Source organism: Bacillus sp. FSL R12-0074, from assembly GCF_038005725.1.
Classification (GTDB): Bacteria; Bacillota; Bacilli; order Bacillales; family Bacillaceae_G; genus Bacillus_A; species Bacillus_A mycoides.
The window spans coordinates 2,497,200-2,515,736 of the sequence record NZ_JBBOTR010000001.1; the positions used below are offsets into that span (position 1 = coordinate 2,497,200).

The 18,537-nt window shown below is 33.4% G+C and carries 15 protein-coding genes and 1 pseudogene; 15 read left to right on the top strand and 1 reads right to left on the bottom strand.

Features of this window, described 5'->3' with window-relative positions; translation table 11 throughout:
• Window positions 1–13: 13 nt before the first annotated feature.
• The 5 genes and pseudogenes from NSS97_RS13075 (at window position 14) to NSS97_RS13095 (ending at window position 4,967) form a co-directional block, all read left to right on the top strand.
• Window positions 14–784: an ABC transporter ATP-binding protein gene (locus NSS97_RS13075; protein WP_002017024.1), complete on the top strand. Its 771-nt coding sequence runs from the start codon at window positions 14–16 to the stop codon at window positions 782–784.
• A pseudogene (locus tag NSS97_RS13080) lies at window positions 759–2,696 on the top strand (FtsX-like permease family protein). The gene NSS97_RS13075 and the pseudogene NSS97_RS13080 overlap by 26 nt, the downstream one beginning before the upstream one ends.
• Before the next feature lie 35 nt (window positions 2,697–2,731).
• Complete coding sequence (locus NSS97_RS13085) at window positions 2,732–3,412, top strand: lipoprotein BA_5634 family protein (RefSeq protein ID WP_002085484.1); 681 nt, start codon at window positions 2,732–2,734, stop codon at window positions 3,410–3,412.
• A 204-nt stretch (window positions 3,413–3,616) separates the two neighbouring features.
• On the top strand, window positions 3,617–4,150 hold the full coding sequence (locus tag NSS97_RS13090; RefSeq protein WP_002127457.1) for an RNA polymerase sigma factor: 534 nt from the start codon (window positions 3,617–3,619) through the stop codon (window positions 4,148–4,150).
• A complete protein-coding gene (locus NSS97_RS13095) occupies window positions 4,140–4,967 on the top strand; it encodes an SH3 domain-containing protein (RefSeq protein ID WP_131929430.1) in 828 nt (275 codons plus the stop codon). The genes NSS97_RS13090 and NSS97_RS13095 overlap by 11 nt, the downstream gene beginning before the upstream one ends.
• 11 nt (window positions 4,968–4,978) lie before the next feature.
• Here NSS97_RS13095 and NSS97_RS13100 read toward each other — a convergent pair whose 3' ends face one another.
• Window positions 4,979–6,739, bottom strand: a complete 1,761-nt coding sequence (locus tag NSS97_RS13100) for a peptidoglycan D,D-transpeptidase FtsI family protein (RefSeq protein ID WP_341112828.1) — start codon at window positions 6,737–6,739, stop codon at window positions 4,979–4,981.
• A gap of 408 nt (window positions 6,740–7,147) precedes the next feature.
• Between NSS97_RS13100 and NSS97_RS13105 the strand changes: the two genes are divergently transcribed.
• The 10 genes from NSS97_RS13105 (at window position 7,148) to NSS97_RS13150 (ending at window position 18,514) form a co-directional block, all read left to right on the top strand.
• Window positions 7,148–9,283 (top strand): peptidoglycan D,D-transpeptidase FtsI family protein, encoded by a 2,136-nt coding sequence (locus NSS97_RS13105; protein WP_044440851.1) that lies wholly within the window; start codon window positions 7,148–7,150, stop codon window positions 9,281–9,283.
• Window positions 9,284–9,720: 437 nt separating this feature from the next.
• Complete coding sequence (gene bla / locus NSS97_RS13110; RefSeq protein WP_440162527.1) at window positions 9,721–10,647, top strand: class A beta-lactamase Bla1; 927 nt, start codon at window positions 9,721–9,723, stop codon at window positions 10,645–10,647.
• A gap of 264 nt (window positions 10,648–10,911) precedes the next feature.
• Window positions 10,912–11,754: a metallophosphoesterase gene (locus NSS97_RS13115; protein ID WP_341112834.1), complete on the top strand. Its 843-nt coding sequence runs from the start codon at window positions 10,912–10,914 to the stop codon at window positions 11,752–11,754.
• A gap of 216 nt (window positions 11,755–11,970) precedes the next feature.
• Window positions 11,971–12,222 (top strand): hypothetical protein, encoded by a 252-nt coding sequence (locus tag NSS97_RS13120; protein WP_002017002.1) that lies wholly within the window; start codon window positions 11,971–11,973, stop codon window positions 12,220–12,222.
• Window positions 12,223–12,406: 184 nt separating this feature from the next.
• Window positions 12,407–13,132: an ABC transporter ATP-binding protein gene (locus NSS97_RS13125; RefSeq protein WP_002032219.1), complete on the top strand. Its 726-nt coding sequence runs from the start codon at window positions 12,407–12,409 to the stop codon at window positions 13,130–13,132.
• A complete protein-coding gene (locus NSS97_RS13130; RefSeq protein WP_033709125.1) occupies window positions 13,129–14,148 on the top strand; it encodes an ABC transporter permease in 1,020 nt (339 codons plus the stop codon). The genes NSS97_RS13125 and NSS97_RS13130 overlap by 4 nt, the downstream gene beginning before the upstream one ends.
• A gap of 24 nt (window positions 14,149–14,172) precedes the next feature.
• Window positions 14,173–14,826: a TetR/AcrR family transcriptional regulator gene (locus tag NSS97_RS13135; protein WP_002065518.1), complete on the top strand. Its 654-nt coding sequence runs from the start codon at window positions 14,173–14,175 to the stop codon at window positions 14,824–14,826.
• A gap of 4 nt (window positions 14,827–14,830) precedes the next feature.
• The gene (locus NSS97_RS13140) at window positions 14,831–15,799 is read left to right on the top strand and encodes a YbgA family protein (protein ID WP_107888192.1); all 969 of its coding nucleotides are present in this window, start codon (window positions 14,831–14,833) and stop codon (window positions 15,797–15,799) included.
• 216 nt (window positions 15,800–16,015) lie between these two features.
• The gene (locus tag NSS97_RS13145) at window positions 16,016–17,161 is read left to right on the top strand and encodes an acyl-CoA dehydrogenase (protein WP_002032227.1); all 1,146 of its coding nucleotides are present in this window, start codon (window positions 16,016–16,018) and stop codon (window positions 17,159–17,161) included.
• Between the two features lie 15 nt (window positions 17,162–17,176).
• Window positions 17,177–18,514, top strand: coding sequence for an acetyl-CoA carboxylase biotin carboxylase subunit (locus NSS97_RS13150; protein WP_044440840.1), 1,338 nt, complete (start codon window positions 17,177–17,179; stop codon window positions 18,512–18,514).
• The last annotated feature ends 23 nt before the right edge of the window (window positions 18,515–18,537 follow it).

Sequence of the window (18,537 nt, forward strand, 5' to 3'; positions counted from 1 at the left end):
GGAGCAAAACGATATGGAAATATTAAAGGTCTGTGAACTGAGTAAAATCTATACAGGAAAGGTATCTTATGAAGCGCTCGCCGACATTAATTTGAGTGTGAAAAAAGGGGAGTTTGTAGGAATAATGGGACCATCAGGAAGTGGAAAAACTACTTTGTTGAACATGGTTTCTACTATTGATTCTCCCACATCAGGAGAAATATTGATTAATGGAGAAAATCCATATCAATTATCTCAAAATGAACTGGCATTATTTCGAAGACGTGAATTAGGTTTTGTGTTTCAAGCATTCAATCTTCTTACAACATTAACTGTAAAAGAAAATATTGTTCTTCCTCTGACGTTAGATGGTACTAAAGTTGAGGATATGAATCAGCGTGTAGAAGGTATTGCAGAAAAATTAGGCATTCAAGATATATTAAATAAACGAACATATGAAATATCGGGCGGACAAGCACAAAGAACAGCAATTGCACGTGCTCTAATTCATAAACCTAAATTATTACTTGCAGATGAGCCGACAGGAAACTTAGATTCAAAAGCGGCTAATGATGTAATGGAGTTATTAAAACGATTAAATAAAGAACAAGATGCAACAATGATGCTTGTTACGCACGATCCAGTGGCTGCAAGTTTTTGTGATCGCGTTGTATTTATTAAAGATGGAAAATTATATAACGAAATTTATAACGGAGAAAACCAACAAATGTTTTATCAAAAAATTATAGATGTACTTGCATTACTAGGAGGTCGTAAGCATGACTTTTCAAAGATTCGCTTTTAATAATATCATTTGAAGTAAGCGGACTTATGCTGCACACTTTCTAAGTAGCTCATTTTCAGTTATGGTTTTTTTTACATATTCACTCTTACTTTTTCATCCTGATTTACAAGGAGAACTAGCCTCCACAAGTAAAACAATGAGCCTTTTAGGAACAATGGGGATGCAAATCTCTCAATATCTCATTTTTGTATTTTCATTCTTCTTTCTTTTATATTCGGTGAGTTCTTTTTTAAAAACAAGAAAAAAAGAATTTGGAATTTTAATCATGCATGGTATGACACCGGCGCAGTTAAACAAATTAATTTTTTTAGAAAATATGTTAATTGGAATCGGATCTATTATGTTTGGTATCTTAATTGGATTGATATTTGCAAAGCTCAATTTGTTAGCAAGTGAAAATATATTAGCGATTGATAAGGGTCTTCCTTTTTACGTTCCTATAAAAGCTGTCTTTACGACAACTGGCGCATTTTTGATTCTGTTTCTAGTCATTTCGTTGTTTACTTCTAAAATGGTAAAAGCAAACAAGTTAATTGATTTGATGAAATCAGAGGAAAAGCCAAAACCAGAGCCAAAGGCATCAAAAGCATTAGCATTTCTTTCCGTATTCTTCATTGGATTAGGGTATGGATGTGTGTTCTATTTCGTACTAGAAAGAAACTTCATTATGCCTTACTTACTTGGAGGGGTAGTCTTTGTAGTGATAGGGACATATTTTCTATTTTCACAGTTGAGCGTGTATGTAATACGTGTCTTAAAGAAAAAAGACACTTTGTTTTTTAATAAAACAAACCTTCTTACTATATCTGAATTGGCCTATCGTATGAAGGATAATGCAACTATGTTCTTTATGCTAGCGATTGTTTCCGCTGTGGCCTTCACAGGGATTGGTACATGCCTAGCAATGGGAAATAAGGGATTAACCGAAATGACCAACCCATTTGCATTTACCTATACTTCGTTAGGAGAAAATGCACAAGAAGAAGAGCACATTACAGAAATGAAAAAACAACTTACTCGCTCAAATTTCTCTTATCAGGTAGCGGTTACGAATCCTAAATTCACGGAAAATAATTTAGTGCTAATCAAAGTATCAGAGTATAACAAGTTTGCAAAAATCTTCGGGTATGAAATGGAAAAGATAGATAATGATCAAGAAGCGATTATAGTACCCTCAATAATTTCGCAAAAAGAAAAGTATGCAAGAGGAAAAGATATACCCGAGAAAATAGATGTAGTACAGGAAAACTTAGAAATGTCCCTCCGGGTCAAGAAGGCGGTCCCACATATAGTTCTCCCAAATTCAATTGGAGCCATTATTGTTGTTTCGGATTCTCTGTACGATAAAATCCCTAACAGAAAGACGGAAGATGATTCTTACGTAATGAAAAGTCAATATGGTTTTGTCGTGGAAAATTGGGAGAAATCAAGAGTGGTTACAAAAAAATTAGAAGAAACAATGGGTAATCATAATTCGGGGCAAGCACATCATTATTTTAAAGCGTTGTATTCTGAATGGATTTCTTCGAAACAAGAGAACGGTATTTTACTTATTGTCAGTGTATTAGTAGGGATCGTATTCTTTACGTTTGCAGCCAGCCTATTATATTTCAGGCTATATGCAGATTTAGAAAGAGAACAACAACAATACGAAATGATTGCAAAGGTCGGTCTAAGTAGAAAAGAACTAAAGAAAATCGTAACACGACAGCTTATACTAATGTTCTTCTTGCCTATCATTATAGCGATTATTCATAGCGGGGTCGCTTTTATAGCCTTGCAACAGCTAATTGACTACTCTGTTTTAAAGATTTCGATTTTAATTATACTAGCCTTTATATCCATTCAAAGTGTGTACTTTTTCACTGTCCGTTGGCGTTATTTACAACGGTTATATAAAAAAATTATGTAGCGTATTGATAAAACAAGCAAAGAGGAGAAAAAGCAATGAAAAAAGTAATGAAAGTGTGCGTGGCAGGGATTGTATCTATTTCTATGTTAGGAGCTTGTTCTTTTGGGAAGAAAGAAGAACCAAGGAATGCCGCTTTATTAATTGGAGGAGAACAATCATTAAAAGGAATAGTAAATCAACATAAAAGTGAAATTAAGACCAACACTTTGTATAAAGTGAAGCAAGCAGAAATTGATGGTAAACAAGTATTAATGATGGATCAAAAAACAGCGAAAAAAATGGTTGGGTTAGGTGTATTAAGAGAGTCAGATAATGATGATGAAGTATGGAGTTCAGACCCAATTAAGTCAGTACCTTCAGCTCCAAAAGGTAAAGCTGTATTATTGGCTAGTAAGAAAAATAAAAAAATTAAGGAATTAACAATTAATGAAAAGAAAATAGATGTCCAGTATGCTAGTGATACTTGGTTTGGTCACTATCGTAATCCAAATTACGAGGAATTGATTGTAATTGTTGATAATGCAACTTTCAATCAGATTCCTGTAAATGAAACATCAATGGAAATCCTACATTTCAATAAATCGTATGGAGAAGATAGACCATACAACTCAGATGATGTTAAAGCTGCACAAGCAGAAACTGAATGGAAAAAACTCACTAAAACTATGGGGAGTCAAGTGGATGTATTAGATGCGGTTTCTATTATAAAAAAATAATGAAAATATATTTAATACAGAAAAACCAGGATGATTTTAAGAATTTATCCTGGTTTTTCTGTATTACATTTTTTTAAGAAATATCATCTGTCGAAAAAAAGATAAACAATGGAACAAATGAAACTTGTATCATGTCTATATATTGAAACCATATTAAAAGTGAGGGCAGCTTTATGTTTATTCAAATAAGTTTGAGGTGTGGAAATGGAACAGAAGTTTATTGAAAAATGTAATCATGATGAGCTTGACTATGTTATAAAAGACTATTGGCAAGATGTATGGAATTATTCATTTATTATTACGAAAGATCCACACTTATCAGATGACATCACACAAGATGTATTTATTAAGGTTTTTAAACATTGGAATTCGTTTCGAAAGGAGTCATCTATTAAAACGTGGATATTAAAAATTACAAGAAATACGGCAATAAACTATTTGAAATCCTCTTATTTTAAAAGGATATCTTTAGTGGGATTTTTTAGTGACGATAAGCAATCTCCATCGGCAGAACAAGAATTTTTTAATCAAGAGGAAATGAATGATGTGTGGGATGTTGTATTAAAACTACCTAAAAAACACCGCGAAATACTAATATTGGACGCGAAATATGAATTATCTTATGAAGAAATGGCTGAAACATTAGGTGTATCCATTGGAACAGTCAAATCTAGGTTAAGCAGAGCAAGAAGTAAAGTTTCAAAATTAATAGGGGAGGGTAGAAGTGATGAACAATAAAAAAAATCCTGACTGGTATAGCAAATTAAAAAATGGACCAATGGAGCGTCGTAAAGATGAAGAAGCATTTATTTATAAAATAAAGCAATCGATATACCAAAATAGTGAAGTAGACTCTGTACCATACAAGAGACCATTTCGTAAAAAAGCATTGCCTATTGTAGTTGTTTTGGTTTGTACAATGTTATTTTTTATTGTTCAACAACCTTGGCTTGATGATAATAAATCACCGGTACAAAGTAGTACTCAAATTAAGCCTAAAACAAAAGATGAGTCTGCTCAAGATCCATCATTAAAACAATTTATGAATGAGTTATATCGAAGTACAAATTCAAAAAATGAAAATGACCTGTATAGAGCGTTAAATGATGAAGTTCTATTTAAAGGGAAAATTTATCAGAAGGATGAATTGAAGTTTGATGAGGATATTTTTCATGAGTTGCAAGTCGCTCTTACAATGGGGGGAGAATTTGCAAATGATACAAAGAAAGAATACAAAGTACCAAGTGGATTGACAGAAAGTAACCAACCAAAGCAATCGCATTTTATATATGCAACTGTTACTGGAAATAAAACGAAAATTTTAGCTGAACCAAAACGAGAATCACAAGTTTTATATGAAGTATCTAATGAAATGGTAAAAGCTTTGATTCCAGAAAAAGCGCAGAATGATGGATATATAAAAATATCGACAATTAACGGTTATACTGGATATGTACAAAAAGAGTATGTTTTAACTGATATTAAATATTCTTTCATATTTGAAAAGAATGATGAAGGTATATGGGAAATAACGAATATAGATTCTATATGGTAAAAGAGGAAGGTTCACTTTAATGAACCTTCCTCTTTATCTTTATCCTCTTTTTGAAGTGAATTCCAGCACTCTAAAATTTCTGATGTAACGAGAGCAGCAATATTTTTTTCCGAATTACTACCAGGAATAACGACAGAAATAGCAATTTTTGGATCTTCGGTAGGAGCATATGCAATGAAAAGAGAATGATTTATCATTCTTTCTTGCTCGTTCGGAGAGCCAGTTATCCCTGTTTTACCCGCGACATGAAAGGGCAAGTTTTTAATCTCCTCTATATTTTGACTCATCCCACCTTGCACGACACCCCAAAATTTCATAGGATAACGATTTGAACTTTCTAAGAGTGGTTTAAACTTTTTTGTTTCCTTATCGTCTTGACCAATAATAGCACTTACGATTTGAGGTTTATATTTATCACCTTTACTTGCCAAAGTTGCTGCATATTGAGCAAGTTGAAGAGGGGTGTGTACTTCATTTCCTCCCCAAGATGCATTTAATAAAGCAGAGATTCCATTTTCAAACTTATTAGATGGATGAAATTCATATTCTCCGTCTTCTTCAAAGGGTAAATCAATACCAGTTTTAGAGCGGAGGCCAAATTGCTTTAAATAATCTGTCCATATATTTGCTACTTTTTCTATATTCCCATTATTTCGGTTGAATAAGGGGAGAGCTACTTTTGCTGTCATAAATGTATTTGATGAATTAATGATAGCTTGACTCGGTGTAATTTCACCTGTTGGTGTTCCAGGAGCATTGGTGATGTTATTTTGATTATCATACTGAAAACTACCATTATCCAAATATGTATCCTCAGGTTGAAAAAGCTTTTCGTTTAATCCGATTAAAATAGTAAGTGGCTTTATAGTAGAGGCCATATTTACATAAGATTCACCATATTTTAATTTTTGAATTGCTTTATTTTGCGAAAGGGATTTAATGTTTTCTTTTTTAGATGATACATGTGTATTTAATATATTTGGATCAAAAACTGCCGAATTGGCCATAGTTAATATTGCGCCAGTTTTTACATCGGTTACTACTGCATAACCAGCATTAGCATCAGGTACTTTCTTAATTTGAGATCTTAGTGCTTCCTCTGTTTTTTGCTGCAATTTAGAGTCTAAAGCTAGCCGGACATCTTTTCCTTTTTGTACTTTTTGAATGTTCCATAAGAACTTTTTATTATTCATTTTAAAAATCAGAGTTTTTCCGGGTTTTCCTTTTAAATCATTTTCATATTGAAACTCAATCCCACTTTTACCAACAGGTACATTTTTAGAATTAAGGTCATTTTCTACATACCCAATTACTTGTGAAGCAATTTCGTTCTTTGGATAATATCGAATGAATTCGTCTTTGATCACTACATTTTTAGGTTTATTCTTGTTTATGAATGAAATTTCATTTTTATTTATATCAGAGTATAAGGATATTTCATTCATAGTCTGCTTATTACAGGATTGTTGTAATTGAGATTTTATGTCCTCTGTAGAAATGTCATGTTGAAACTCGTTTGAAAATTGATTGAAAAAAGCTAATGTGTTTGATGTATCTTTATTCGATAGTTTTTCATCATTAGAAGTGCAATATAGAGACTTAACTTTCTTATTTGTAGCTAGTATTACACCATTTTGATCCAGAATTTTTCCTCTTTCAGCTGAAGAAGTTGCGATAGTAATTGAAATGAAGTTGATTTTTAATAAAAGTAGTAAAATCACACTTACAATAGAAAGAACCGCAAAAAATCTCCATCTTTTCGTATGTAACATATAACCCTCCCTTATGTAGCCTATTCCATCTTATAGTTAATTATTTTTTTTGTAAATGTGGAACAACTTTATTACTTAGGTTGTCTATTAAGTATTACAGCATGAAGAAAGGAACAATCAGTATGAAAAAAGTACATGTTAATAGTAAGTCTATGTGTAAGTTTAATATGAGTCATTATACAGTTTAGCATTTCTAATGCAGGCGACAAAAAAATAGAGAAAAAACAGGAAGGGAGATTTATCAATTACACGGCTAAACCAAAAGGAATGGATGCTTACAAGGATTTAACAAAAAAGATAAGACACTATTATAACTGAATAGTGGTTTCTAATATATAGGGAACGCTTTAAGTATATTTATTTACTAAGTATTAGTGAGGATTTCCTGAAGAATTATATGGAGGATTTATGAAAGAACAAAAAGTAAAGAAACAGAAGACATATATATCTATTCGATTGAATATAATGTTCCTTTGCATATTTGTACTATTCTCAGCTATTATTATGCAGCTAGGAAAAGTACAAATCGTTGAGGGAGAGGCTTATAAGAACCAAGTGGAAAACAGTCAAAATGAAACAACTAGTATACCAGTTCCACGTGGACAGATTCTAGATCGAGAAGGGAAAACGGTCGTTAATAATAAATCTCTTCGCACAATTACGTATACAAGGGTGAAGGGGATTACGAGTGAAGATATTTTAAAAACAGCAAAAGACTTGGCGAAGGTACTTGAAATGCCTGAGCAAGATATAAATAAATTAACCGATATCGATAAAAAAGATTTTTGGATGCAATTGAATACGAAACGTGCGGAATCAAAGATTACTAAAAAAGACATAGGAAAGTTTAAAGAAAAGGGAATAGAGGGAAAAGAACTAGACAAAAAAATTCAAGACTTAAGACGAAGTCGCGTTACAGAAGTAGAATTGGCAGAATTAACAGCACAAGATTTAAAGGTGTTAGCTATTAAAAGTAAAATGAGTTCAGGTTATCAACTGACACCACAAATTATAAAAAAAGATGTGACAGATCAAGAATATGCGCGGATAAGTGAAAAACTTGCGGAGTTTCCAGGAGTAGATACAACAGTTGATTGGGAACGTAATTATGTAAATGGTAATTTATTTCGTTCCGTGTTAGGTAATATTACAAGTAGTGAAGAAGGATTACCGAAAGAAAACTTAGATTCTTATTTGGTACGTGGATATAACCGTAATGACCGTGTAGGAAAAAGTTATATTGAACAACGATATGAAGATGTATTACACGGCACAAAAGAAGAAGTGAAAAACATTACTGATAAATCAGGAAACATTATAAACACAGAAATAATCTCTAAAGGAAAAAGTGGTAATAGTTTAACATTAACGATTGATATGGAATTACAAAAGAAAGTGGAAGAAAGTATAGAGAAAAATTTGAGAGCTTTTAAGAGTTCAGAGCCACTGTTGGACCGAGCGTTTGTCGTCATGACAAATCCGAATAACGGACAGATTTTATCTATGGCAGGCAAAAAGATTGTAGAAAAAGAAGGGAAAATAGAGATTGAGGATTTGGCATTAGGTAACATGACAACTTCGTATGAGCTAGGGTCAGCTGTAAAAGGCGCAACGTTATTAACTGGATATGAGACAGGGGCAATACAGTCAGGAGATCAATTTTATGATGCACCGATGAAATTTAAAGGTACACAAGCCAAAAAATCATGGAATGTATCCGGATTTGGTAATATTAATGATTTACGAGCTTTACAAGTATCTTCGAATGTATACATGTTCCAGACAGCTTTAAAAATTGCGGGAGTTAATTACGTACCAAATGGTTCATTGGATATTAAACAAGAAGCATTTGATAAAATGCGTTATTATTTTAAACAATTTGGTTTAGGTGTCCCAACAGGTATTGATTTACCGAATGAAATAACTGGACAAACGAGAAAAGTAGATAGTCAACCTGGGTTTTTATTAGATTTTTCTATCGGTCAGTATGATACGTATACACCATTGCAATTGGCACAATATATTTCAACTATTGCAAATGGTGGATATAGAATGCAACCCCAAATTGTACAAGAAATACGAGAGCAATCAATAAAAGAAGAAGAGGTCGGTAAAGTTATACGCTCTATAGAGCCTGTCGTATTAAATCGAGTTGATATGAAGAAAGAACATATTGATCGGATAAAAGAAGGTTTTAGATGGGTATTCCAAGAAGGTGATGGAACTGGCGTGAAGTATTTCAAAAATGCGCCATATAAACCAGCAGGAAAGACAGGGACAGCTCAAACTGTATATGGTGGAGATGATCCAATTGGTAGAAATGCAAAAGGAGAACGTATGGAATGTTACAACTTAACATTAGTTGGATATGCTCCATATGATAATCCAGAAGTAGCATTTTCTGTAGTAGTCCCATGGCTTCATGATGATAAAAATGGAATTAATTCTATAATTGGAAAGGAAATTTTAGATGTATACTTTGATTTAAAAAAGCAACGTATACATGGTGAAGCTGCTAGTACAGATAGTTCGAATCAAAATTAGTAAAATTTGTGCACTTTTCTCAGGGGAAGAGACCCTGTTTATATAAAAGCCTTTATAAGTTAAAGAAAAAGGAAAATTTGAAATAAGAGATAGCGGCTATCATAGTTGCTATCTCTTACTTTTGTTAATATCTTGGCTACTAGTTAAAAAGGTTTTAAATTTATCCCGCTATTTGCCGGGTAGTAAAACTCCCACCTCAAAATTCAGCTGGAGCAAAGAAGTTAGGCGGGAGTCGGGCTGCCCGTAAAAGCCCGATTGGTGAGGGCTGATAATCAGTGGGGGATGAACAAAACCCCCACTGATTAAAGTTTCACTTTATGGAACAAACTTGTTTCTTAGATGGTCTATTATGTGTACGTATAAAAACAGGTTTTCAAATAGGATACAGTGTATTGAATTTACTACTTGTTTTCAGTATTGAAAATTTGAAAGGAATGATGGTTTTGGAAAACAAGAGGATGTTAAAAGTAGGTTTATGTGTTGGTATATTAGGTTTAAGTCTTACAAGCCTAGAAGCTTTTACAGGAGGGGCATTGCAAGTTGAAGCGAAAGAAAAGACCGGACCAGTTAAACATAAAAATCATGCGACGTATAAAGAATTCTCTCAACTTGAGAAAAAATTTGATGCTCGATTAGGTGTGTATGCTATTGATACTGGTACAAATCGAACAATTGCTTATCGACCTAACGAAAGATTTGCCTTTGCATCAACCTACAAGGCATTAGCGGCAGGAGTATTGCTACAGCAAAACTCAACTGAGAAATTAAATGAAGTTATCACTTATACGAAAGACGACTTGGTGGAATATTCACCCATTACAGAGAAACATGTAGATACAGGCATGAAACTTGGGGAAATTGCAGAGGCGGCTGTTCGTTCCAGTGATAATACCGCCGGGAACATTTTATTTAATAAAATAGGCGGACCTAAAGGATATGAAAAAGCACTTAGACAGATGGGTGATCGGGTTACTATGGCTGATCGCTTTGAGACAGAGTTAAACGAGGCTATTCCAGGAGACATTCGTGACACTAGTACAGCAAAAGCAATTGCTACCAATCTTAAGGATTTTACGGTCGGAAATGCACTTCCAGCTGATAAACGTAAAATTCTTACAGAGTGGATGAAAGGAAATGCTACAGGAGACAAACTTATTCGTGCAGGCGTACCAACTGACTGGGTAGTTGGAGATAAATCAGGAGCTGGAAGTTATGGGACACGAAATGATATTGCTATCGTTTGGCCACCGAACAGGGCACCTATTATCATTGCAATCTTATCTAGTAAAGATGAGAAAGAAGCTACCTATGATAATAAATTAATTGCAGATGCAGCTGAAGTTGTAATCAATGCTCTTAAGTGATAATCTTTCAGTTTTTTCATTTCTTTATATAATGTTATTAAAAGTATAAAATTAGAAAATGATTCTTTTTCGTGTGAAAAGAATCGTTTTTTTGTATTCTTATAATTCAAAGGGTAAAAGTAAGAATATAATGAAAATACATTACGTATCCGGAATGAAAATTTCATGTACTGAATTATTTTATTAACATAAACAATATCAAAAAAGTATAATATAATTCAGTTAACATATATAAATGTTTTATGAAAATAAAAAGGAGAAACTATGAAAAAAAATATTAATAGAGTCATTTTGATTGTTAGTACAATAGTTGGTATTATTATATTTTCATATTTGCAGAACAATTTAATAAGTGTAAATGAAGTTAATATAGCATCTAGCAAAATTCCTTCCTCTTTTAAAGGATTTAAAATCCTCCAACTTTCAGATTTACATAATAAAAAATTTGGTGAAAACCAAAATGTTTTAATTAAAAAAGTAAAAAACTTGAACCCTGATATCATTGTTATTACCGGTGATTTAATTGACAGTAAATCATATAATGCAGAAATTAGTTTGCAAGTAATACGAGAACTTGTGACGGAGTATCCAGTATATTTTGTGACAGGAAATCATGAACAGTGGTCAGGGAAATATAACAGTTTAGAGAAAGAATTGAAGAAATACCATTTTACAGTTTTAAGAAATGAGCATGTAAGTATTCAAAAAGAGGGGCAAGAAATAAACTTGCTAGGTATTGATGATCCAGAATTTACTAGTGGAAATCGTGATGAAGAACATATTGTTAAAAATGAGATTAGGAAAGCTAAAGATGGAATGAATTCAGACGGTTTTAAGATATTACTATCTCATAGGCCTGAATTTTTAGAAGCATATGTTGATGAGCAAGTAGATTTAGTGTTATCGGGTCATGCACATGGGGGACAAGTTCGGTTACCTTTTATCGGGGGATTAGTTGCTCCTAATCAAGGAATACTGCCCAAATATACAGCGGGTTTATATGAACAACAAAATACGTCTATGATAGTTAGTAGAGGATTAGGCAATAGTATCATTCCGCAAAGAGTTTTTAATAGACCTGAGATTGTAGTCGTGCAGTTAAATTAATCTGTACGGCTTTTTTGTTCAGGAGAATAATTTAAAGGTAGTTTTTCTTGAGTACAAGTTTCCATTACAATTTTGTTAAAATTTTTCAACGTTACATAAAGTAACAAAATTTGACCTATTGAGTTTGTTATAGTGTAAATAATCAAAAAACTTAAAAATTAGTCGAGTTAAAATAGTTATTATTAAGCAATATTAAAAATATAAAGGGGTGTACAAATGCATAAAGAATTTGAAATTGAAGAATATACGGCGATTGAGGAGCAAATTCATTATTATAGTACGTCTTTATTAGTAAGTCATCCTGAGCAAATTGTAAAGTATTTAGAAAAACGGTTGGAAAAGTATGCAGAAACGTTACAATATGCACATTTATATCCGGAAACGGTTATATTACCAATACAGCAAATAGTTATCGAATATTCATTAGATGTTGCTAGAATTAGAAGGTATTTAAATTTAAAAACATAACAAAAATCGAATAATTTACAATGAAACAGAGTCGACTTTAAGAAAAAATATTCTAATGTCGACTCTGTTTCATTGATTTAGTAAATAACAGAAAAAATATATGTTTGAAAAGTTTGACATATAATAATTCGAGAGTAAAATAAAAGTGAGTACTCACTCATTTTAAAGAAAAGGGGGATTTTTAGTGCAGCAACCTTCAATTATTTTACGAGATGTATCAAAAAGTTTTGGGAAAAAAGAAGTTTTGCATAACCTTTCGCTGCAAGTAGAAAAAGCAGAAATTTTTGGCTTGGTTGGACCTTCCGGATCAGGGAAAACAACACTCATTAAAATGATTGCAGGTATTAATGAGTCAACTACAGGGGATGTAATTGTTTTTAATACAAACATGCCTAATCTAAATGAAATGAAAAGAATTGGTTATATGGCTCAGGCTGATGCATTATACGAAGAACTATCGGCATATGAAAATGCAGATTTTATTGCAACGATGTATGGGTTAAAAGGTAAGCGTAAGAAAGAGAGAATCGTAGAAGTTTTTGAACTTGTGCAATTATCAGAGCATATGAAAAAGCAAGTACAGCATTTTTCAGGTGGAATGAAAAAACGTTTATCATTGGCGATAGCACTCCTTCATGAACCAGAAATATTAATTTTAGATGAGCCAACAGTTGGGATAGATCCTCTACTTCGAAAATCGATTTGGGAGAAGTTTTATGACCTTAAAAAGAAAGGAACAACTATTATTGTAACAACGCACATTATGGATGAAGCTGAGTTTTGCGAACGTCTAGGGCTAATTAGAGAAGGGAATTTAGTTGCGATTGGCACACCGGAGGAATTGAAAAAACAAACATCTTCTGGACGAATTGAAGATGTCTTTATGTTAGAAGGAGTGATTGAATCATGAGAGTTAATGGTGTAGTCATCCGTATCATTCGTCAATTTTTTCGAGATAAGCGTTCTTTAGCAATGATGTTTGGGGCACCAATGTTATTACTTTGGTTATTATCGCTAATATTTACACAAAAAGACTATATACCGCATATTGCTGTAGTCGATGTACCTGCTCCTATAGTAAAAGCAATGAAAAATCAAGAAGCATCAATTTATGAATATAGTAAAGACAAAGCAATTTCGGAATTAGAAAAGCAAAAGGTAGATGCAGTAATTCATTTAGAAAATGGAAAAATGAATCTTCTATTAGAAGGCAGTGATTCATCAAAAAACCGTGCGGTACTTCAAGTATTGCAAAAGAGTACAGAGAAGAATAATGTATCAATGATGAAGCCTGAAGTGGATTATTTACATGGCTCTAAAGACATTACGATGTTCGATGGGCTTGGTCCCGTATTAATTGGTTTCTTTACATTTTTCTTTGTATTTATATTGTCCGGAGTATCTTTTGTAAGAGAACGTTTAAGTGGTACATTAGAGAGATTATTGTCCACACCAGTGAGAAGATGGGAAATAGTTTTAGGATATATTATTGGTTTTGGAATCTTTGCATTTATACAATCTATTATAATTGTAAGTTTTTCAGTTTATATTTTAGATTTATATGTAGCTGGCTCAATATGGCTAACGCTACTTATAACATGTATGCTTTCTTTAACTGCACTAACATTAGGCACATTTTTATCGGCATACGCAAATAATGAATTTCAAATGATTCAATTTATACCGCTTGTTATCGTGCCACAAGTCTTCTTTTCTGGGTTGTTTCCAATGGAATCCATGAATACATGGTTACAAATGTTAGGTAAATTATTTCCACTCACATATGGTGCTGACGCTATGAGACAAGTAATGATTCGGAATCAAGGGTTTACAGAGATTGCATTAGATCTTACTGTATTACTACTTTTTTCACTATTATTTGCAGTAGGAAATGTATTTGCATTAAAGAAACATCGCAAAATATAATGATGATAAAAAGGAGCACAATAAATGAAGAAGGATTGGCTGGAAGAATTAGTTGCCGCAACTAATACTGATAAACGTAATGAACGTCAAATGCGTATATTAGAGGCAGCTGTTGATATGTTTGGAGAAAAAGGGTACGCCTCAACTTCAACGAGTGAAATTGCAAAGCGAGCTGGTGTAGCGGAAGGAACAATCTTCCGCTACTATAAAACGAAAAAAGATTTATTGTTTGCAGTCGTGATGCCGACCTTAACAAAGTTTGCTGCACCATTTTTCGTACAAGCCTTTGCAAAAGAAATATTTAAAACAGAGTATGAATCGTATGAAGTGCTTTTAAGAGTAATAATTCAAAATAGATTTGAATTTGCTAAAAAGCACTTTCCAATGATAAAAATATTAATTCAAGAAGTACCATTTCAGCCGGAACTAAAAAGTGAAATACAACAATTAATAGAAACAGAACTGCTTGTACATTTTAAAAAGCTGATTGCAAAGTTTCAAGAAGAAGGGGAAATTATTGAACTTCCGCCATCTTCCGTATTACGTCTTACTTTATCAGCTGTATTAGGGTTGCTCTTAACGAGGTTTTTATTATTGCCGGAAGAGAAATGGGACGATGAAGTGGAAATTGAAAATACGATTCAATTTATATTGTATGGACTAACGCCACGGAGGTAATGTGATGCGACAATTTGCTAAACCGATAATTGTTGTAAGTAAATGTTTAGAATTTGATGCCTGTCGTTATAATGGAGAGATGGTTCCAGATTTAACAATTCGAAACTTGCAGCCATTTGTTACATTTATACCTGTATGTCCTGAAGTAGAAATTGGTTTAGGGACTCCTCGTGAAACGATACGTATTGTAGAAAAAAATGGTGCGAATAGGCTTGTACAACCGTCAATACGAGAAGATGTAACTGAAAAAATGAATGAATTTTCAAATGCATTTTTACAAACATTACCTGAAGTTGACGGTTTTATTTTGAAGAATCGTTCGCCAAGTTGCGGAACTCGTGATGTGAAAATCTATTCTGGTTTTGAAAAAGGGCCAGTAAAAGGAAAAGGAACTGGATTATTTGGCGGAGCAGTAATAAAAAAATTTTCGCATCTTCCAATTGAAGAAGAAGGTAGATTGTCGAATTTTATTATTAGAGAGCATTTCTTTACAAGATTGTTTACAATCGCGCATTACAAAATGATTAAACATACTAAAAACATAAAAGAACTCGTAGCGTTTCAATCAGATTATAAGTATTTATTTATGGCATATAATCAGGTAAAACAAAAAGAATTAGGGCGTATTATTGCAAATCAAAAAAATGAAACAATTGAAGTCGTATTTGATAACTATGAGAAGACTTTATATGAATTATTTATTCGCGCGCCTCGCTATACATCGAATGTAAATGTATGTGAGCACATTTTTGGATATTTTAAAACAAAGCTAAAAAAACAAGAAAAAGATCATTTTTTAGAGCTGTTACAGAAGTATTCTGAAAAGAAAATCCCACTTAGTAGTGTACTTGTAATTTTAAAAACATGGGCCATTCGATTTGATGAAAAGTATTTATTAAGACAAACATATTTCGAACCATACCCTGAAGGGTTAGTAGAAATTTCTGATTCGGGAAAAGGTAGAGATTATTAAACAATAAATTACATAATTCGACACAAAACCTCCTATGTTGTTGTAGAACAATGTAGGAATTTTTTTGTGCATTGGTACAGAATCTGTTTTAAAATTAAGTTATGACAGAATTATAGCAATTGTCTAACTAATATTCGTGTCTTTTAAGAAGTAATGTTTGTAGTAGAAACTCGCACGCTGTCGAAACTCAATATTCGATAAGGGGTGTGTAGCGGAATGGAATTTACTCTAACTCGCGAAAAACAAATGATTAAAGAAATGGTACGTGATTTTGCTGAAAAGGAAATCGCACCGAAAGCTGTATATTATGACAAAACTGCGGAATTTCCATATGAAACATTTCAAAAAATGGGCGAACTAGGATTATTAGGTATCCCATTCCCGGAAGAGTATGGAGGTTCAGGTGGCGATACGTTATCGTACGCGTTAGCTGTTGAAGAGATTGGTCGTGCTTGTGGTGGAACAGGTTTAAGCTATGCTGCAACAATTTCATTAGGTGCTTCTCCAATTTATTATTTCGGTACAGAAGAACAAAAACAGAAATTTTTAGTTCCAATGGCGTCAGGTAAAACGTTAGGTGCTTTCGGATTAACGGAGCCAAATGCTGGATCTGATGCAGGGGGCACACAAACGAAAGCAATTTTAGATGGCGATGAATATGTTATTAGTGGTGAAAAGTGCTGGATTACAAACGCAGAGTATGCAAATACAATTATTGTAACCGCTATCAACGGTTTTGAAGACAATGGTAAAAAACGTATTTCTGCATTTATCGTACCGACTACTAGTGAAGGATTAACGATTTCAAGCCCTTACGATAAGATGGGTGTTCGTGCTTCTAATACTTGTGAAATCGTACTTGATGGTGTACGTGTACCGAAAGAAAATATTCTTGGTGATGTAAATAAAGGATTTAAACAATTCTTATATACGCTTGATGGAGGACGTATTTCAATTGCAGCATTAGCAGTAGGTATTGCACAATCTGCATTTGAGCGTGCATTGCAATATGCGAAAGAACGTCAACAATTTGGAAAACCGATTTCTAATTTCCAAGCGATTCAATTTAAATTGGCTGATATGGCGACTGAAGTAGAATTAGCGCGTAATTTAGTACATAAAGCAGCTTGGTTAAAAGATAACGATAAACCTTTCGGTAAAGAAGCGGCTATGGCAAAGTTGTTTGCATCTGAAGCTGCAAGTCGTATAGCAAATCATGCAGTACAAATTCATGGTGGATATGGCTATATGCGTGAATATGAAGTTGAACGATATATTCGTGATGCAAAACTTTTAGAAATTGGTGAAGGAACTTCTGAAATTCAACGTCTCGTAATTGCAAGACATTTAGGATGTAGATAAAAAGGAGGGGTCACTATGTTTCAAAAAATATTAATTGCTAATCGCGGGGAAATCGCAGTTCGCATTATGAAAACTTGTCAAAAACTTGGCATTCGTACCGTTGCTATTTATTCTGAGGCTGATGAAAATGCCCTTCATGTAAAATTGGCAAATGAAGCTTACTTAGTAGGCGGTCCACGTGTCCAAGAAAGCTATTTAAACCTTGAAAAAATTATTGAAATAGCTAAGAAGACAAATGCTGAAGCAATCCATCCGGGGTACGGATTATTATCAGAGAATCCATCTTTTCCGATTCGCTGTAAAGAAGAAGGAATCGTATTTATCGGTCCTTCAGAAGAAATCATTACTAAGATGGGAAGTAAAATTGAGTCACGTATAGCGATGCAAGAAGCAGATGTGCCAGTAGTTCCAGGCATTACTACAAATATTGAAACTGCTGAAGAAGCAATTGAAATTGCGAAACAAATTGGTTATCCATTAATGCTTAAGGCATCCGCGGGCGGCGGAGGCATTGGAATGCAGTTGATGGAAACTGAGCAAACGCTCACCAAAGCATTTGAAAGTAATAAAACAAGAGCGCAAAATTTCTTTGGTAACGGAGAAATGTATTTAGAGCGCTATATAGCAGATGCACATCATATTGAAATTCAGCTTTTAGCAGATACACATGGTAATACAGTGTATTTATGGGAACGCGAATGTTCAGTGCAGCGCCGAAATCAAAAAGTAATTGAAGAAGCACCTTCACCATTTTTAGATGAGGGTACACGAAAGGCTATGGGAGAAGTTGCTGTACAAGCTGCTAAAGCACTTGGTTATACAAATGCAGGTACAGTTGAGTTTCTTGTAGATGATCAAAAGAACTTTTATTTCTTAGAAATGAATACGAGATTACAAGTAGAACATCCAGTTACAGAAGAAATTACTGGGTTAGACTTAGTTGAACAACAATTACTTATCGCATATGGTGAGAAGCTATCATTTACACAGGATGATGTAAAACGTAGTGGTCATGCCATTGAGGCTCGTATTTATGCAGAAGATCCGAAAACATTCTTCCCATCACCTGGGAAAATTACAGATTTAACGTTACCGACAAATATACGTATTGATCACTTTTTGGAGAATCAAGTAACGATTACACCTTTCTATGATCCAATGATTGCGAAAGTAATCGCACATGGTGAAACTCGTGAAGAAGCGATTTCAAAATTAAAAATTGCTCTAGAAGAGTTAAAAGTAGAAGGTATTAAAACAAACACACCAATGTTACTGCAAGTACTCGGAGACGATGTGTTCAAAAGTGGTATTTATACAACAGGTTTTGTAACAAAACAACTTGTTAAAAAATAAGAGTTATGAATATTAAGGGGGAA

What these genes read in the sequence shown, in the direction of transcription:
- NSS97_RS13075 (WP_002017024.1), top strand. Translation starts at nt 14, where the DNA reads ATGGAAATATTAAAGGTCTGTGAACTGAGTAAAATCTATACAGGAAAG.
- NSS97_RS13085 (WP_002085484.1), top strand. Translation starts at nt 2,732, where the DNA reads ATGAAAAAAGTAATGAAAGTGTGCGTGGCAGGGATTGTATCTATTTCT.
- NSS97_RS13090 (WP_002127457.1), top strand. Translation starts at nt 3,617, where the DNA reads ATGGAACAGAAGTTTATTGAAAAATGTAATCATGATGAGCTTGACTAT.
- NSS97_RS13095 (WP_131929430.1), top strand. Translation starts at nt 4,140, where the DNA reads ATGAACAATAAAAAAAATCCTGACTGGTATAGCAAATTAAAAAATGGA.
- NSS97_RS13100 (WP_341112828.1), bottom strand. Translation starts at nt 6,739, where the DNA reads ATGTTACATACGAAAAGATGGAGATTTTTTGCGGTTCTTTCTATTGTA.
- NSS97_RS13105 (WP_044440851.1), top strand. Translation starts at nt 7,148, where the DNA reads ATGAAAGAACAAAAAGTAAAGAAACAGAAGACATATATATCTATTCGA.
- bla (WP_440162527.1), top strand. Translation starts at nt 9,721, where the DNA reads ATGGTTTTGGAAAACAAGAGGATGTTAAAAGTAGGTTTATGTGTTGGT.
- NSS97_RS13115 (WP_341112834.1), top strand. Translation starts at nt 10,912, where the DNA reads ATGAAAAAAAATATTAATAGAGTCATTTTGATTGTTAGTACAATAGTT.
- NSS97_RS13120 (WP_002017002.1), top strand. Translation starts at nt 11,971, where the DNA reads ATGCATAAAGAATTTGAAATTGAAGAATATACGGCGATTGAGGAGCAA.
- NSS97_RS13130 (WP_033709125.1), top strand. Translation starts at nt 13,129, where the DNA reads ATGAGAGTTAATGGTGTAGTCATCCGTATCATTCGTCAATTTTTTCGA.
- NSS97_RS13135 (WP_002065518.1), top strand. Translation starts at nt 14,173, where the DNA reads ATGAAGAAGGATTGGCTGGAAGAATTAGTTGCCGCAACTAATACTGAT.
- NSS97_RS13140 (WP_107888192.1), top strand. Translation starts at nt 14,831, where the DNA reads ATGCGACAATTTGCTAAACCGATAATTGTTGTAAGTAAATGTTTAGAA.
- NSS97_RS13145 (WP_002032227.1), top strand. Translation starts at nt 16,016, where the DNA reads ATGGAATTTACTCTAACTCGCGAAAAACAAATGATTAAAGAAATGGTA.
- NSS97_RS13150 (WP_044440840.1), top strand. Translation starts at nt 17,177, where the DNA reads ATGTTTCAAAAAATATTAATTGCTAATCGCGGGGAAATCGCAGTTCGC.